Below are 15,724 nucleotides of genomic sequence, written 5' to 3'. Positions count from 1 at the left end.
GAACCGGGGCGGGCAGGAGAGGAGACGGGGCGGTCAGCTCTCCGGGTCCGGAAGCAGGACGGAGGGGAGGGAGGTGTCGGGGGAAAGGCGCAGTAGCTGGTAGAGCATGCCGCCCACTCCCGGCATCAGACCTGGGCTGAAGGCGTCACGTGAAAGGCCGCTCACCGGGCCGTGCTCCTCCATGCTCCCGATCATGTACGCGGCGAGGTACTCCGTGGTCAGCCCTTCGGGTCCGACACCCCCATCGATCGCGTGGCGCACGATTTCCCAGTTGCCGAGGTCTCCGTGGCAGAGCGTGTGGTTCCAGCCGATGCCCCTCGACCAGGACGACGCGGCGGCCCGGCGCAGCACGTCCGCCCAGCGCGGGTCACCTTCGCGGGCCAGCCGGTCGGCCGCGACGAGGCCGATGCCGGCGGCCCCGTGGCACCACGCGCTGGAGGTCACGCGATGGTCATCCATTTCGCGCAGGTCACGCCAGCCCTTCTCCGCCGGGTCGTACAGTGACTCCTCGTACAGAAAGGCCCTGTCCGCCAAGGCGCGGAAGTCCGCAGCGCCGGCCGTGGCGCTGTCGGCGAGCCGGGCCAGCGCCCAGGCGATCCCGGTGGCTCCGTGTGAGACCCCGCCCAACCCCTGTGGGAACGCGGTGCTGGGCCAGCGTGCTCCCCGGCCGTCGATGTGGGCCAGTGAGAGCAGGCGCTCCCCGATGCGGTCGGCCTGCGTGGACCACTGCTGGTCACCGGTCTGTTCCGACAGGCGGAGCAACGGCACGATGGCGCCTGCCATGCCGGTGAGCAGGTCGTACACCCCGTCGGCGGCCACCGCCTCGGGCAGTCGCCCCGCCAGGGCGCCGGCCCGGGCGACCGCCTCCTCCGAGCCGACGGCGCCCAGCCTGCGCAGCAGCAGCCAGCTCCAGATCTGCGAGCCGATGCCGACATAGCCGCCTGGGGTGGCGGGGCGGCGCCGCGGCCCGGTGCGGCGTGCCTCCGCGTCGCGCTCCTCGGCCAGTCTGATCGTATGGAGGAGGTCGGTGAGCAGTCCGTCCAGCCCCGGCACCTCGTCGGCCCTGCCCTGCCCGGTCTCACTCACGTAGGCGGCCAGAGTGATGGCGACCCCGTACGCCCCGCCGTACACGTCGGGAGACAGTGACTGTACGAACCAGCCGTCGGAGGTGAGCACCGGCGCGGTCCAGGTGACGGTGCCGTCGTCGCCCCGGATCGCCGTGTCGAGCATGTCGCGGGCGATCCCGGCCGCGATCCGGCGCCGGCGCCGCTCGAGGTCCCGGTGCCGGATGGGAGGCACGGTCATACGCTTGTTGGCGGGCATCCACCCTTCGTTGAGGTAGGCGCTGACCAGAGCGGACCGGATCACCTCGCGGTCCAGGGCCGCGTCGCGGTCGCGCCAGCGCCGCAGCGCGTCCGCGATGAGGTCCTGCTCGTCTCCGTAAGAGGTTCCGCCAGGGCCGTCCAGACGGCCGCGAGCAGGAGTCGTGGCGAAGAAGGGGATGTCGCCGACCAGCAACTCGGCCACCTCGGCGTCGATCACCTCGGGGTCCGAGGGCGCGCCGGGCAGGTTCTCGGCATGCTGGGCCAGCAACCCCGCCGCCTTGCCCATCGCGGTCGGCTCGTCGTGCAGTGAGGCCGGGTGCCACAGCATGCGGGCCAGCTCGGCGTACGCCTCGGTGGCGCGGAGCACGACCCGGATCGGACGGTCGGCGAAGTCCGTGAGCAGCCCGGCGAGCTCATCCCGCCGATCCAGCATGTCGAGGTGCTCGACCAGCTCGGTGAATCCGGACAGCACCAGGTCCCAGTAGTGGACGAGGATCGGATCGGGGCTCGGGTGGTTGCTCACCGCTCCCAGCTCGACCCGTTCCATCCCCAATCTCGCCATGTCCGTGCCCGCGTCGACGACGACCGGCATCTGCGTGTACGGCTGCTGGCCGGGCAGGCCTCCGACGGCGGACATGTCGACGCCGCGCCAGGCGAGTGAGACACCACGTCCGGGAAGGAGTCCGGTGCGCAGCACCGATCCGCTGAGCAGGTCGGTCGCCTGGTCGACGGCGTCGCCGTATCCGGAAGGTTTGGCCGGGACGTGCGGGGTGAACAGCGTCTCGCAGTCGACGACGACGGGCGCGGGACCGGCCGCGATGAGGTTCTCCATGTGCAGGTCGCTGCCGCCGATCAGCCGCATCAGCGCCAGCCAGTGCCCGACGCCGCGGTAGAAGGACCGCAGCTCCGTCTCGTCGGCGCAGTAGCGGTGCTGGATGTGTTCCGCCCAGCCGTACTCCTGGCGAATCAGCACGTCGGGTACGCGGATGCGGCTGCCGGCGGGCAGCCGGGGTGCCAGGCGGTCGATCAGTCTCGCCAGCGCCTCGTCCACGGCGAGGGACCGGGGCTTGTAGACCACCTTGCCCTGCGAGCCGTGCAGGACGGCGACGCTGTGCCCTCCGCGATGGCTGTCTCCCGTCCCGAAGTCGACTCCGACCAGCTCGCCTCGGAGACCGCCGGGCAGTGCGGTGAGCGCCGCACGGTCGGCGGCGAACCTGCGGGCCAGTTCCACGGCCGCGGCGCACCTGTTGTCGATGATCGTGCCGAGCCTGGACAGCATCGTGGGATAGTGCCCGGCCAGAGACAGCCAGAACTCGGGCGTCGCGGCCGTCGCTTTCCATTCCTGCCACCGCAGCTGCGGCGTCTCGGCGGTCAGCCTCCCGGTGATCCTGGCGGCGTTGAGTTCCAGCAGCAGGACCCTGTTGACCTTGAGGCGGACGGTCTCCTCAAGCGCTTCGGCGGTTCTCCGGCATATCAGCCGGGCTTCCGCCTCCGTGAGGCCGGGGATCGATCCCAGCGTGGCGGACAGCCCGACCAGCGCCGGTGCGGTCAGAAAGTCCAGCGACGGGTCGAAGTCCCCGGCCATTCGGATCATCCTTCCTTGATCAGCAGCAGAAGCGGCTGCAGGTGCACGAGCTCGCCAGCCGGGTGTCCAGGGCCGTCAGCGTGATCTCCGACTCGGCGTAGTCACCGATGAACAGCGGACCGGCCGGGTTGTCCCAGCCCTCGATGTCGGCTCCGCTGCGCCACGCGGAGACGATCTCCTCAGAGCGTTCCAGGGTGACAGGCATTATTGCTCCCTCCATGACCGGGCGTCCCGATCAGCGTTGGTCAGCCGATCGAAAAAATCAATACATAGCGAATGAAATATAGACTTGTCGGCATTCAGTAGAAATAGCGAAAGCTGCCGTTGACTGTGACGGAGCTTGCCCAGACGCCGACGGGATGTCCGGAACACGCGAGCGAGACCGGCCACCCCTCCACGCCGCCGGCCCACGCCCATCAAGGGGGCGACAGCGCACGTCAGGGGCTTCATCCCGCAACGGTCCATGACCACCGCCTCGGCGACGGCGCTCATGTGCGGGACGACCCGGCGAACCGCTTTCAACGGCCTCGGACCGGCGGCGGATCAGAAGGCCAGGGGCTCGAACCCTCTCGGCCGCGCAGCAGGACAAAGGCCCTCCGGAATCATTCCGGAGGGCCTTTTCCATGGTCGTGCAGCGGCGGAATTCAACAACAAGGTCTGCCGAAAGCAGCCTCTGGCGGAAGGCTCCGCCCGGATGGCAAACGGCCGACGTTCGCGGGGTTCTTGTCAGGGCCTGGAATCCGGGTGCCCCTCCGGTTCCGCCAAGCCGAGCGGTTCAGGCGACTCGTGGTGCTCAGGCGTGCCCTTCTGCCGCCGACCGCGTGTTCGTGTCGCCGTAACGGTGCGGAAGTCCTCGTCGGTCATGTTCCTGCACGGTCATCAGCTGATCCTCTGTACGGTGGCACCCCGTCGGATGGCGCGAGGGATCTCGGCGACGGAGTCCACGATGTCGATCAGGTGGGCGATGCTCTCGGCTGAAGCAGTGGAGCTGACGTCGACGGTGTAGGTGATCCCGGTCGACCGCCAGCTCTCGATGTCGAAGCCGCCGGCTGCGGAAACGCGTACTCCCAGGAGCTCGATTCCCAGTGCGGCGGCCTCCCGGTAAAGGTCGTTGAGGACGCATCCCGCCGCCGCGAGGTGAAGGAGATGTCCTCCGGTGAAGTCCGCCCTGACGCTCACGCCCTCGGGCGTCCACCGATGCGGGAAATGCACCGCGTGTTCGTCCGTCATCTTCAGCGATCCCGTGCTCACGACCACGTTGAAACGATCATCCATGATTCGGCTCCCGGCACCTCGGGCGTGCGGACGTGACGACAAGAGCCGTCCTACACGTCTCAGCCGCCAACCGGCAACACCCGCTCATGCCGCTGGGCCGTCTGCTGGAGGACGCGTCCGTTCGGCTCGGAGTCCGCTCATGTGATACGCGTGGCATCTTCGCCACATGGCGTGCCGACGAAGCGCGCCCTCTCGTGCTGCCGCACAGCGGCGCGGACAGTGCCGGGGCGAATCGCGCGTCGCCGGTGAGCGTTGGCCGTCACCGGAGATGTTTGATGGGATTGACGTATGAAGACACGAGGACATGACATCGAGGTCACGCCTACGTCGGACCATGTCGTGGTACGGGTCAAGGACTCGGTCGTCGCGACCTCCTCTCGGCCGCTCGTACTCACCGAGACAGGCTGCCCACCGCGGTACTACCTGCCGCCAGACGATGTGCAGATGGATCTGCTCCGGTCGTCGATGACGACGTCGCACTGCCCGTTCAAGGGTGATGCCGTCTACTGGTCGGTGGACACCGGTGACGGCCTGATCGAAGACGTGGTCTGGTCCTACCCGGAGCCGTTCGCGCGGGTGGAGCAGATCGCGGGACGGCTCGCCTTCTGGGCAGAGAAGCCAGGCGTCACTCTTGAGGTGAACGGGCAGGGTGGGTAAGCGTCGCCGACTGCGGCCACCGCCACATGAACGGCCACCCGAAACGGCGGATCGTCCCGATCGGCGCCACCGGGCGTTCAGCGACGCCGAGGCTCGTACCCGATCCAGACATCTGATGCCACACCACCGGTGTCCGGGCCATTGGGGAAGGCTCAGTCGTCATCGTCGTCGCCGGTGTAGTCGTGGTAGAGCTTGCGGCGGAGGAGATCGGTCCGGACGGTCAGGGCGCCGAGGAGTTCCTCATCGCTCAGCCCGTCCGTGGTCCTGAACGCCCAGGAGGAATGACCTTCTTCGTCGAGGCACTTCACAAGGACTATCGCCCCGAGGGCGGTCCATCCCTCGGGCAGCGGATAGACGTCGAGGCCGTTCAGGGCCTGACCTACGGGTACCTCTTTCTCTTCCTCCGTCACGGAGCCTCCTGATGACCGGTGGGTACACGAATCGGAATGTGCCGCTCGACCGCGTCACAGCAGACGTCGAAGCCGCTGTGCCGGGGGCACTCGACCTCACCGGCCCGCGGGCAGTGATAGATGTCCGGGCAGCCGCGGTCGAAGAACTCGGGCAAAGGGTCAGGCGGTTCGGCCATACTTATGATCATCCAGCGGACGCTCCGTACTCCACAACCGCTTTGGTTCCGATGACGCGCGGTGTGCCGACCGGTACCGCGACCGTCGCGTGCGTCCAGGTTGCGTCCACGGAGGTGGTGTATGAGTTTCCGTGGTTTCGCCGGAGCCTCAGGCCGCGTAGACGGGGGCGAGGTCGACGAATATGCGGTAGTCGGTGATCAGGCCGTCGTCGCGGGTGCGCCAGATCGACACGGCCACGGCGCCGGTGTCCTTGCCGTCGAGCCGCCGGTAGGTCACCTCGGTCTCGGCGATGACGTCGGCGTCCACCTGCCAGCTTCTGACGATCCGGTGCCGCAGGCCGCCGATGGTGGAGTAGAACGCCTGTAGTCCGGCGACGATGGCCTCGCGTCCCGCCAGCGGTTCGGCGTTGCCGAACACCAGCGTGGCGTCTTCGGTCAGCAGCCGGGCGAACTCGTCGGGGTCGAATGAGTCGACCACCTGGAAAACGCGTCGCACCACGTCGTCGGTCATGCCGTCCCCTTCTCGTACGGCCGGGGTCACTGGTGGGGACGATACGGGGCGAGGAACGGCGTACAACTATCGCCGAGGTGGGGATCCCGTCGCCGTGCGAGCCGTACGGCTCGTCGAAGTTCCCCGAACCATCGCCAGGGCGGGGACTCCGTCGCCGTGCGAGCCGTATGACTCGTCCCGGAGGAGGTCAGGTCTGGAGATCCGGGGTCCGGGACCTGATCGCCGAACGGTGGGTGCGAGTACGGCGGTTCACGGACAGGGCGCGGTCCAGGTCGTCGATGAGGTCCACAGGGTTCTCCAGGCCGATGGACAGGCGGACCAGGGCCGGGGTGGGGCGGGCGTCGGAGGCCACCGGACGGTGGGTGAGCGCGCCCGGGTGCTGGATCAGGGAGTCGACGCCGCCCAGCGACACCGCGTGCGTGAACACCCGGACGGCTGAGGTGAGGCGGGCGGCCTGGTCGTATCCGCCGCGCAACTCAATCGACAGCATCGCGCCGGTGCCGTTCATCTGCCGCCCGACCAGCGGATGGTCATCGGCGGGATAGTGGAGGCGGGCCACGTCCGGGTGGTCGGCGAGCCAGGCGGCGACGGCGCGCGCGTTCGCCTGCTGGGCGCGTACCCGCACCGGCAACGTCGCCAGCCCGCGATGCAGCAGGTAGGCGCCCAGCGGATGGAGCAGCGCACCGGTGATCGCGCGTACCCGGCGCAGTGCCGCGGCGCGCTCCCGGTCGCAGGCGATCGCACCCGCCACCACGTCGCCATGCCCGCCCAGGTATTTGGTCGCGCTGTGCAGTGCCATCGCGGCGCCGAACCCGAGCGGGTTCTGCAGTACGGGCGTCGCGAACGTGTTGTCCACCAGCACCGGCACCCCGTCCGCCGCCGTCACGACGGAACGTATGTCGACCAGGTCGAGCGTGGGGTTGGCGGGAGTCTCCAGCACGACCAGCGCGGTGTCGCGGCGGATCGCCGCGGTCACCGCCGTTCCCGTGCCCTCGCAGAACGTCGTCTCGACGTCCAGCAGGCCCGATGCCAGCAGGTGATCGGCGCCGCCGTACAGGGGGCGGACGGCCACTACATGGCGTCGCCCGGTCTCCCGCGTCGCCGCGAGCAGCGCCGCCGTCAGCGCCGCCATGCCGGAGGAGAAGGCGACCGCCGCCTCCGCGTGCTCCAATCTCGCCAATCCCGCCTCGAACCGCGCCACCGTCGGGTTCCACAGCCGGGCGTAGACAGCCGTTCCCTCCGGATCACCACCGGAGGCCAACGTCTCGTAGGCGTGTCCTCCGGTCTCGATGTCCGGCAGCGGGTTGGTCGAGGAGAGATCGATCGGAGGCGCGTGCACCCCGAGATCCGCCAAATCCTCACGCCCAGCGTGTACGGCGACGGTGTCGGGATGAAGAGAACGGGATGTCATGGCCCGACTGTCGGGGAATCGTCGATCATTCTCAAGATGTGTTGTGGAAGGCGGCCTGTTTCCGGATAGTTGGTGCGGAATCCGCAAACGGGAGGCGCGATGTCGCGACGTGTACCGCAGGATCCACAGCTCGACGGCACCGATCTGAAGATCCTGGCGGCCCTGTCCCGGGATGGCCGCCTGACCAACGCCGCACTCGCGACTCAGGTCGGTGTCGCCGAGTCGACGTGCGCCTACCGGGTGCGCGCGCTGCGCGCTTCCGGTGTGATCACTGCCATCCACGCGCACATCGACACCGCCGCGCTGGGCCGTCCGCTGCAGGCGATCATCCGGGTCCGGCTGGGCGGCCACAACCGCGACCCGGTCCGCACCCTGTTCGATCGGCTGGTCGAGACACCCGGCGTCCTGGCGGTCTTCCATGTCAGCGGTGACGACGACTTCCTCGTGCATGCCGCCGTCGCCACCCCACAGGACCTCCGTGACCTGATCCTCGAACGGATCACCGTGCATCCCGGCGTACGGCAGACGCAGACCCAGCTCGTCTTCGAGGCCCGTGCCGGCGTCGGCGTCCTGCCGCCCTCTCCGGCCCCCGAAGCCAGGAAGACGACCAGGCCCACCCGGTAGCGAGCGGCCGCGTCCGTCCTCCGGGGCGACGTCGTCCAGGCCGGCCGGGCACCGGCCACGGTGGAGCGACTCAGGTGTTGCCGGGGTCCTCCGGAATGGGCTCGTTCCGCTCGCGGACGTACTCCAGCAGGTCGGATTCGTCGATGACCTCGTCGGCGGGCGGGGCGGTGATGACGAGACGGGAGAGCCTGCCCAGTTCCTTGCGGCTCAGGGTGCCCCGGTAGAGGAGGCCGCCGGAGACGCGTTCGCGTTTCGAGCACTTCAGCAGGGTCTTCATCAGGGACGTTGGGATCACCTGTCAGATGGCGCGTACGGCCTGTACGGAGCATCGTCGAACAGGCTGACAACACGATCTCGTTGTGGACGGCTTGAGCGTTCCGAAACGGTGGATTCGCCGCAGGGACCACCTGGCGGCGGATCCACACCGGGAGAAACGATGAAGCCGCCTCCACGCGCCACCGCCTTCACGGCGGCCGCCCTGCTCGCCTGCCTGACCGGAGTGTCCGGGATGCCGGCGGCGCGGGCGGCCGACGCCAGGGCTCTTCCGAGCGTGAACATGGAAGCCGTCGTCAAGGCGGCCCAGATCGACCCGCGGCGGCCTGACGACACGGTGACTCCGGGCGCCAAGGCCGGCGTGCTCCTCGTCGAGCGGGCGCTGCGCGACCGGAAGATGCTCGACGCGAAGTGGGTGGACGGCTACTTCGGCACCACGACGGTCACCGCCTTCGCGAAGTTCCAGAGGTCACTCGGCTTCAGCGGTCTCGCCGCCAACGGCCTTCCGGGCAAGACGTCGCTCACCAAGCTCGGAGCCGGCCGTTTCACGGTCACCCACGCCATCGCACCGGGTGCCCGGGTGCCCGACGGTGACTTCGTCGTCGACACCCGCACGCGGAGCATGCTGGCCGAGGCGGAGCGGCTGCTCGGCCGCGACCTCGTGCTGCTGCAGGGGTCGTACAACCCCGGCGGCGACCCCACGTCCGCGGGCACCCACGACGGCGGCGGCGTCGTCGACATCTCGGTCAAGGGGATGAGTTCCGCCACCCGCACCGCCGCCGTCCGCACGTTGCGACGTGTCGGCTTCGCGGCATGGCTGCGCAGCCCCGACCAGGCCGACTGGCCGTGGCACATCCACGCCGCCGCCATCAACGACACCGACCTCTCCAGCCAGGCCCAGCACCAGACCGGTGACTACTACCTCGGCCTGAACGGCCTCTCCGGCCGCGGCCCGGACGACGGCCCGAAGGTGACCATCCGCACCTGGGAGGAGTACCGGCGTCGCTGACCGTCCCGAACCCCGACCGAACAGATCGAACCCCACCTGCACGGACACGAAGGAGAACACCATGAAGACGCTCAACAGGATCCTCACCGCGTCGGCCACCGCGATGGTGCTCGGCGGGGCGGTGCTCGCCGCCGCCTCTCCCGCCTCGGCGGCCGCCCGTAACGGCGTCTGCGAGCCCGGCGAGTTCTGCTACTACTTCAACAGCGGCAACCAGGGATCCCTGTCCGACTTCACCGGATCCGTCGCCGACTACGGCACCAAGCAGCCCTCCTGCTTCGACTTCAAGGGCCCCGGCGCCGGCAAGGGCAAGTGCGTCAAGAACTCCGCCGCCTCGGTCTGGAACCGTACCGGCAAGACGGTCCGCGTCTACTTCAACAGCAACTACGGCGGCGGCTCCCAGGACTTCGCGTCCGGCGCCAAGGGCAACCTCAAGCCCGGCCTCAAGAACCAGAACGCCTCCCACCGGCTCATGAGCGGCTCCGCGCCGCCGACCGGGTGCAAGACCGACGGCACGCACACCAGGATGCCCACGACGATCCTCGTCTACCGGAAATCCCTCAACCGCGTTGAGCGGGTGGACTTCAGGACCTACGTCAAGAACGTCCTGCCCAACGAGTGGCCGTCGTACTGGCCGAGGGAGTCTCTCAGGGCCGGGGCGATCGCGGTCAAGAACTTCGGCTGGCGCTGGGCGCTGAAGTCGACGAAGAAGACGCCGAGTGGCCAGTGCTACGACGTCACCGACAGCACGTCCAGCCAGATGTACAAGCCGAACTCCGCGACGGCGGCGACGAACGCCGCGGTGGACGCGACATGGGGCACCCGGATGACGCGCAACGGGGAGATCTTCAAGGCCCAGTACTGCTCCACGTCCACGAAGTGCTCTGACTGGGTCACCGGCGACTGGATGTCGCAGACCGGCTCCCGTGACAAGGCCAGGGCGGGCTGGGGCTACTCCAGGATTCTCAAGTACTACTACAGGGGGATCGTTCTCGGCTCCTGAGCCCCGGGAGGCCGTCCGCCCTTGATTCCCCGTCGTGCCTCTGATTCCCCGTCGTGCCCCGCACGGCGGGGAATCAGGCGTCAGCCGACGATGACCTGGAAGTTGATCGGCCGGCCTCCGGGATATGCGACCTGCCCCGAACCGTCCATCATCTTGAACCGCACGTAGCACAGGCCGGGCTTCCCCGGCGTGGTGATGTCGGTCTGGATGTCGACCATCTCTCCGGGCCGTGTGTCCTTGATCGGCACGTCGGAGAGGGTCCGGCACTGGTCGGGTCGCTGCGGCAGGCCGAGGCGGCGCAGCGAATACCCCTTCCACGGCACGGTCCCGGTGTTCTTGAGCCGCCACACCTTGGTCACGGTCTGGCCGGGGCCGACGCGCGTGCAGTCGGGCAGCGTGATGTCCCCGATGAACTTCGCCGAGTCACCTTCGTGGGCGGCCGGCCTCCACGGCGGGTTGGTGGCGCGCACCGGGCAGTCGGTCGCCGACAACCGGGTCTCCGGTGAGCTCTCGGACGGGTTCAGGTCGTCCCCGTCGGTCCCGGAGCCGCGATTGACGGCGACCGCGATGAAGACCGCCGCCACCGCGACGACGGCCGCCACCGCTGCCGCGAGCGCGGCCGGGCGGGCCGGCCGGAACCGTCTCCGGTCTCCCGTCGTGGAGGAGACCGCCTGGACGTCGCCCGCGGTCTCATCGGGCGGCGGCGGTGTGGGTGGAGACACCGGGGTCTCACCGGCAGGCGCCGGGGCCTGCGACCCGGTGGCGCCGCGCGCGGTACGGCCTTCCGCGACGTCCGTGGCGGAGGCTTCGAGCCCGTCGGACGGACGGGCTCCCGGGGCGTCCGTGCGGCTCGGGGGATCTCCGGCGCTCACCGATCTGACCGCCGCGTTCGCCCTCTCCCAGCGTTCGCGGTACGCCGCCGGGTCCGCGCCGCACGCCTTGACGAACTCGACGGTGGTCTCCCAGCTCGGGAGCCGGTTACCCTTCGCGGCTTCGTGCAGTGTCGTGTGTGAGATCGCCCCCGACCGGCCGGACATCTCCCGGAAGGGCGGGTTGCCGACCGACCTGCGAAGCTCTCGCAGCGTCGCCGCGAAGTCCTCGATCGCCTCCGTCCGCGCGGGCATGTCATCCACCGAGTGAAGCTAACAGCGCCCACGGTGTTCACTCAAGGTCCCGGAGCATCTCGCATACGTCCTCCCGCGCCTCACCCGCCGCGGCGAGACCGGGAGAGTGACCTGCGCCCGGCTCGTCTCCGTCGGCTCAGGTCACGTCCGGGAAAGCGCTGTACGGCAGGCGGGTACGGTGACGCCGCCCTCTTGCCGCTCCCGACCGCGCGGAGGCGGGAAGGCCTCCGTGCGGGTCACCCGCTCGGAGGTTCGCCCCTCACTGAGATCTAGGCGTGCAGGACGACGAACAGGCCCCGCGCGCGGGCGCCGTCCGGTGTGTCCCAGACGCCCGCGACGTGGCCGACCGCTTCCGGCGGGAGGAGAGACGCGTCGTCCGGAGCGGGACGCAGGACCCGGTGCAGACGGAGGGCCATGCCCGGAGGGGCGGGCAGGTCGGTGCCCTCCCGGTCGTCGGTGGCGGTGGCGGTGAGGTCCGCGGGGGCGAGGCCGTCACCGGTGTAGGAGCGGGTGACCTCCGGGTCGGGGGTGTCGCTGACGCTCTGCTTCTGCGCCTGGGCCCGACCCTCGATCAGAGCCGACAACCGGTCGAGCAGCACCGGGTCGTGGCAGCCGTCGTAGGCCCAGCGTCGTCCCAGCACGCCGTGCTCCATGGTGCCGATGAGGGCGTGCTCCGCCCCGTCGAGCGGGGCACCGCGATAGGTGAGCGGCACCAGGTAACCGGCCGGGTGGGTGGCCGAGTCGTCGGTGACCACCATGAACTCGATCCCGACCTCACCCCGGGGATCGTCAAGCCGGAAGCCGCCGGCCTTGGTCAGCCGTGGTTCGCTCACTCCACCGGAGTACCACGGCCGCGAGGGCAGCCAAGAGGTCAGCAGTTCCAGCTTGGTCGGCGTGAGGGTGGTGTGGTGGATGACGGCCATGTCCGGGATCCTCTTCCATCGAGTGGATACGGGCTCCACATCCTGCCACCGGGCCGTGACGTGTTTTCCGTACGACCGGTAATCGACGGGGCCGGAGAGGGACAACTCGGTGTGGACGATCCCCAAGAACGCTTCACCGACCTCTACGAGAGGCGTTACCGCAGCGTGCTCGGTTACGCGCTCATGCGGACCGAACGCGATACCGCCGAGGACGTGGCCAGTGAGGAAGGTGACCGACCCGCTCGGGCGCCACGGTGCCGCGATCGTGATGAGAACGGCCGAGGGGGATCCCGAATACGCCTCCGACCGGGTGCCCGGGTTCCGCCTCGTCGTCGACCCGGAGACCGGCCGGCTGCTGGCCGACGAGGCCCTCGACGATGCCGCCAAGCCGATCCGGTCCGTGGCCTACGAGGCGATGGGCTGGACCGACGCCCTCGGCGAGCGCCCCTGACCGCCCGACCACCTGATCACGCGACCGCCTGATCGGGCGACCCCCTGACCGGCTGATCCGCTCTCCGCCGGTCAGCCGGTCAGGTGTCGTCGCGGGTCCCGGTGCGGCCGGCTTCGGTCTCGGGGGGCGGCCGAACGGGGGTACGGCGTGCCGTACCGTCGTCCGGTGGGACGGGACGCGTCAGGTGTTGCCGGAGTCCTCCGGAATGGGCTCGTTCCGCTCGCGGACGTACTCCAGCAGGTCGGATTCGTCGATGACCTCGTCGGCGGGCGGGGCGGTGATGACGAGACGGGTCCCCCAGCCGGTGTAGCGGGTGTCACTCCGCTTGACCAGGGCGTTCTTTCCCTCTCCCACGGTGTCGGTGGTGACGAGGCGCTCAGGAAGGCCGGTCCGGTCGGTCCAGAGCCGCCAGGAGACCTTCCCCTTGCTCTTCGCGCCGACGAGCCGTCCCGAGGTCCAGTCGACGAAGGCGCCTCCGGAGAGCCTGCCCAGCTCCTTGCGGCTCAGGGTGCCCCGGTAGAGGAGGCCGCCGGAGACGCGTTCGCGTTTCGAGCACTTCAGCAGGGTCTTCATCAGGGACGTGTCGTACAGGTCGATCGGCTGCAGGCTGGCGTCCCGGGCCATGTCCCGGTTGGCGCTTCCCCGGTGCTTCGCCGGGAACCGGATCCACTTCTTGCCCTCCGGGACCGGCCCGCCGGGGTAGTGGGCGGCGTCGTCGTAGGTGTTCTCTCCGACGCGGATCATGCGGTGGGAGGTCTGCTTACCGGGGTTACCGGGGTTCCCGGGCTTCGCGGGCTTCCCGGCCTTCGGCGCGGGAAGATCCCGCCAGGTGAGGTCCGCAGCGACCGGGCCCGACGGGGCGAGCCGGAGCCTGCCGGCGATCCGGGTCCCGCTTCCGGAGACCGTCGACTTCGCGCCGTAGTGGAAGCGGTCGGTCTCGGAGATCCGTACGCCGTGCTCGCCGCGTAGCTGCCGCTTGATCGCACGTGCCGGGTCGGGGGCGTCCGCCTGCGCGGCGGCGGGGTTCGTGGCGACCGGCGCGGCCCCGGTCAGTACGGCGGCCGCCAGCACGACCCATCGTCTCATGGGGGGTTCGTCCTTCTGCTTCGACGTCAGGGTGCCTGAGCTGAAAGATAAGGGTGAAAGTGATATTAACCTGCACGCTCCATCCAAACCCGGTTCACTTCGGTGCTCGATGCTCGGCCGCGTCCTCCACTTCGGGCCCCCGGCCGTCGCCTCGACGGGACCGTGGTGAGGCGGGTCCCGCGTCGCTAGGGTGAGGGGACGACCCCGCGCGTGGAGGAGCCGATGCCCGCTGGTCCGCTGGAGCCGGGAGACCCGCGCGCCCTGGGGGAGTTCGAGGTGGTCGGGCGGCTCGGCGAGGGCGGGCAGGGCATCGTCTACGAAGGACGGAGCCGGTCCGGCGAACGGGTGGCGATCAAGGTGCTGCGCAGCGGCTCGGATCCCGCCGCGCGCCGCCGGCTGGCCAGGGAGCTGCGATCGGCGCTGCGGGTGGCCCCCTTCTGCACGGCCCGGGTGCTGACGGCGGAGACCGGCCGGCCTGACCCCTACGTCGTCAGCGAGTTCGTCGCGGGTCCCTCCCTCCAGGAACGGGTGCGTGGTGGAGGGCCCCTGCGCGGAGGCGACCTCGACCGCCTGGCGGTCGCGACGGCCACCGCGCTCGCCGCCATCCACAGCGCGGGGGTCGTCCACCGGGATTTCAAGCCGGCCAACGTGCTGCTCGGCCCGGACGGCCCGCGGGTGGTCGACTTCGGTATCGCCCAGCTGCTCGACGCGAGCACGATGCCATCGTCGATGTCCGGAACTCCGCCGTACATGGCCCCCGAGCAGCTCAACGGCGTGTACGGCTCGCCCGCGGCCGACGTGTTCTCCTGGGCGTCGACCATGGTCTACGCCGCCACCGGCCGGGCGCCGTTCGGCAGCGACACCGTCGCCGCGATCTTCCGCCGCATCCTCGCCGCCGAGCCCGACCTCACGGGCGTTCCGTCGCCGCTGCGGGAGACGCTGGCCGTCTGCCTGGCCAAGGATCCCGGAGCGCGCCCCTCCGCCCGGACGCTCATGATCCGCCTGGTCGAGCCCGGCGCTCCGACCGTCACGGTCCCCGAGGTCGGCCCGGTGCCCACCGCCTACCTGCCCGCCGGCTGGGGCGGCTGGGCGGACCGGGAGACGACGCCGGAGCACGGCGGACCGGTCCCCGGGCATGGCGGACCGGTCCCCGGGCATGGTGAGCCGGTCCATGGGCGAGGTGAGCCAGCGCCGCGGTACGGCGAGCCGCCGCCCCGGCGCAGGCGGAGGCCCGCCGTACTGATCGCGGTCACCGGTGCCGTCGCGGTGCTCGCGACGGCGGCGGTGCTGTACGCCACCGGGGTCCTCGGCGGCTCCCCCGGCGGTGACGCGGCGGGGTCGCAGGCCGGGACCGGCGGGAAGACCGGATCGCGTTCGGCCGCGGACGGGCGGTCGGACCCGTCACGCCCGGTCGCGGACGAGCGGTCGCGCTCCACGACGTCCACGACGTCCACGACGCCGCCGTCGCAGCCTTCGGTCCCGGCCTCGGCCCGGCCGGGCGGGGGAGTCCCGGAGGCGTTCGCCGGGACGTGGACCGGCCGCGTCGTCTCGCAGGACGCCCGGCGGAAGGCCGTCGACGTCACGCTCACCCTGCCGGGCGACCGGCCGGCGGGGACGTGGCGGTCCGGCGCGTGCGACCAGCAGGTCACGCTGACCCAGGTCAGGGCCGGGAACGTGCTCGACCTGACCCGGGTGCAGCGGGACCAGTGCGTGGGGGGAGACATGACCCTCACCCTGAAGGACCCGGCGACGCTGGACTTCGTCGGTCAGGAGGGCGGGGGCGGGCTGGAGTACCGCGGAATCCTGGGCAGACCCTGAGCCCGGTCCCGGGCCGGTCCGACGCCGGGCTGAACACCGGTCCGACGTCGGACCGGCGCCGGACCG

The 15,724-nt window shown here is 70.2% G+C and carries 16 protein-coding genes; 6 read left to right on the top strand and 10 right to left on the bottom strand.

What is annotated here, in order from left to right; translation table 11 throughout:
* Window positions 1-33: 33 nt before the first annotated feature.
* From ACZ6W9_RS22000 to ACZ6W9_RS21990, 3 genes are all read right to left on the bottom strand, one after another.
* A complete protein-coding gene (locus ACZ6W9_RS22000) occupies window positions 34-2,919 on the bottom strand; it encodes a type 2 lanthipeptide synthetase LanM family protein (protein ID WP_470119359.1) in 2,886 nt (961 codons plus the stop codon).
* 10 nt (window positions 2,920-2,929) lie between these two features.
* Window positions 2,930-3,115 (bottom strand): DUF6229 family protein, encoded by a 186-nt coding sequence (locus ACZ6W9_RS21995; protein ID WP_389970970.1) that lies wholly within the window; start codon window positions 3,113-3,115, stop codon window positions 2,930-2,932.
* Window positions 3,116-3,789: 674 nt separating this feature from the next.
* Entirely contained in the window at window positions 3,790-4,185 is a 396-nt protein-coding gene (locus ACZ6W9_RS21990; RefSeq protein ID WP_389970967.1) for an OsmC family protein, read from the bottom strand.
* Window positions 4,186-4,473: 288 nt separating this feature from the next.
* Here ACZ6W9_RS21990 and ACZ6W9_RS21985 point away from each other — a divergent pair, with 288 nt between their 5' ends.
* On the top strand, window positions 4,474-4,842 hold the full coding sequence (locus tag ACZ6W9_RS21985) for a DUF427 domain-containing protein (RefSeq protein WP_470119357.1): 369 nt from the start codon (window positions 4,474-4,476) through the stop codon (window positions 4,840-4,842).
* Between the two features lie 152 nt (window positions 4,843-4,994).
* On the opposite strand, the gene ACZ6W9_RS21980 is transcribed toward ACZ6W9_RS21985, so the two are convergent.
* From ACZ6W9_RS21980 to ACZ6W9_RS21970, 3 genes are all read right to left on the bottom strand, one after another.
* Complete coding sequence (locus tag ACZ6W9_RS21980) at window positions 4,995-5,252, bottom strand: hypothetical protein (protein ID WP_470119355.1); 258 nt, start codon at window positions 5,250-5,252, stop codon at window positions 4,995-4,997.
* A gap of 324 nt (window positions 5,253-5,576) precedes the next feature.
* Entirely contained in the window at window positions 5,577-5,939 is a 363-nt protein-coding gene (locus ACZ6W9_RS21975) for a nuclear transport factor 2 family protein (RefSeq protein WP_389967123.1), read from the bottom strand.
* A 187-nt stretch (window positions 5,940-6,126) separates the two neighbouring features.
* The gene (locus ACZ6W9_RS21970; protein ID WP_362945130.1) at window positions 6,127-7,350 is read right to left on the bottom strand and encodes a trans-sulfuration enzyme family protein; all 1,224 of its coding nucleotides are present in this window, start codon (window positions 7,348-7,350) and stop codon (window positions 6,127-6,129) included.
* Window positions 7,351-7,449: 99 nt separating this feature from the next.
* On the opposite strand from ACZ6W9_RS21970, the gene ACZ6W9_RS21965 reads away from it, so the two are divergent.
* Window positions 7,450-7,974 (top strand): Lrp/AsnC family transcriptional regulator, encoded by a 525-nt coding sequence (locus tag ACZ6W9_RS21965; protein ID WP_389967119.1) that lies wholly within the window; start codon window positions 7,450-7,452, stop codon window positions 7,972-7,974.
* A 70-nt stretch (window positions 7,975-8,044) separates the two neighbouring features.
* Here the strand turns inward: ACZ6W9_RS21965 and ACZ6W9_RS21960 are convergent, their stop codons facing one another.
* Window positions 8,045-8,269, bottom strand: coding sequence for a hypothetical protein (locus tag ACZ6W9_RS21960; RefSeq protein WP_470119353.1), 225 nt, complete (start codon window positions 8,267-8,269; stop codon window positions 8,045-8,047).
* Between the two features lie 141 nt (window positions 8,270-8,410).
* On the opposite strand from ACZ6W9_RS21960, the gene ACZ6W9_RS21955 reads away from it, so the two are divergent.
* Window positions 8,411-9,256 carry a peptidoglycan-binding protein gene (locus ACZ6W9_RS21955; protein WP_470119351.1) on the top strand — a complete coding sequence of 282 codons (846 nt, stop codon included), beginning with the start codon at window positions 8,411-8,413 and terminating at the stop codon, window positions 9,254-9,256.
* A 61-nt stretch (window positions 9,257-9,317) separates the two neighbouring features.
* Window positions 9,318-10,256, top strand: coding sequence for a SpoIID/LytB domain-containing protein (locus tag ACZ6W9_RS21950; RefSeq protein WP_470119349.1), 939 nt, complete (start codon window positions 9,318-9,320; stop codon window positions 10,254-10,256).
* An 80-nt stretch (window positions 10,257-10,336) separates the two neighbouring features.
* Here ACZ6W9_RS21950 and ACZ6W9_RS21945 read toward each other — a convergent pair whose 3' ends face one another.
* Together ACZ6W9_RS21945 and ACZ6W9_RS21940 are read right to left on the bottom strand one after the other, a co-directional pair.
* Window positions 10,337-11,380, bottom strand: a complete 1,044-nt coding sequence (locus ACZ6W9_RS21945) for an NBR1-Ig-like domain-containing protein (RefSeq protein WP_389967150.1) — start codon at window positions 11,378-11,380, stop codon at window positions 10,337-10,339.
* Window positions 11,381-11,649: 269 nt separating this feature from the next.
* Window positions 11,650-12,303 (bottom strand): maltokinase N-terminal cap-like domain-containing protein, encoded by a 654-nt coding sequence (locus tag ACZ6W9_RS21940; RefSeq protein ID WP_389967107.1) that lies wholly within the window; start codon window positions 12,301-12,303, stop codon window positions 11,650-11,652.
* 220 nt (window positions 12,304-12,523) lie between these two features.
* Here ACZ6W9_RS21940 and ACZ6W9_RS21935 point away from each other — a divergent pair, with 220 nt between their 5' ends.
* A complete protein-coding gene (locus ACZ6W9_RS21935; protein WP_389967104.1) occupies window positions 12,524-12,754 on the top strand; it encodes a hypothetical protein in 231 nt (76 codons plus the stop codon).
* Window positions 12,755-12,934: 180 nt separating this feature from the next.
* Here the strand turns inward: ACZ6W9_RS21935 and ACZ6W9_RS21930 are convergent, their stop codons facing one another.
* Window positions 12,935-13,840, bottom strand: a complete 906-nt coding sequence (locus ACZ6W9_RS21930; RefSeq protein ID WP_470119347.1) for a hypothetical protein — start codon at window positions 13,838-13,840, stop codon at window positions 12,935-12,937.
* A 222-nt stretch (window positions 13,841-14,062) separates the two neighbouring features.
* On the opposite strand from ACZ6W9_RS21930, the gene ACZ6W9_RS21925 reads away from it, so the two are divergent.
* Window positions 14,063-15,658 carry a serine/threonine protein kinase gene (locus ACZ6W9_RS21925; RefSeq protein WP_470119345.1) on the top strand — a complete coding sequence of 532 codons (1,596 nt, stop codon included), beginning with the start codon at window positions 14,063-14,065 and terminating at the stop codon, window positions 15,656-15,658.
* The last annotated feature ends 66 nt before the right edge of the window (window positions 15,659-15,724 follow it).

This window comes from Streptosporangium sp. NPDC053982, from assembly GCF_055585205.1.
This window is presented reverse-complemented; position numbering and strand designations above follow the sequence as displayed.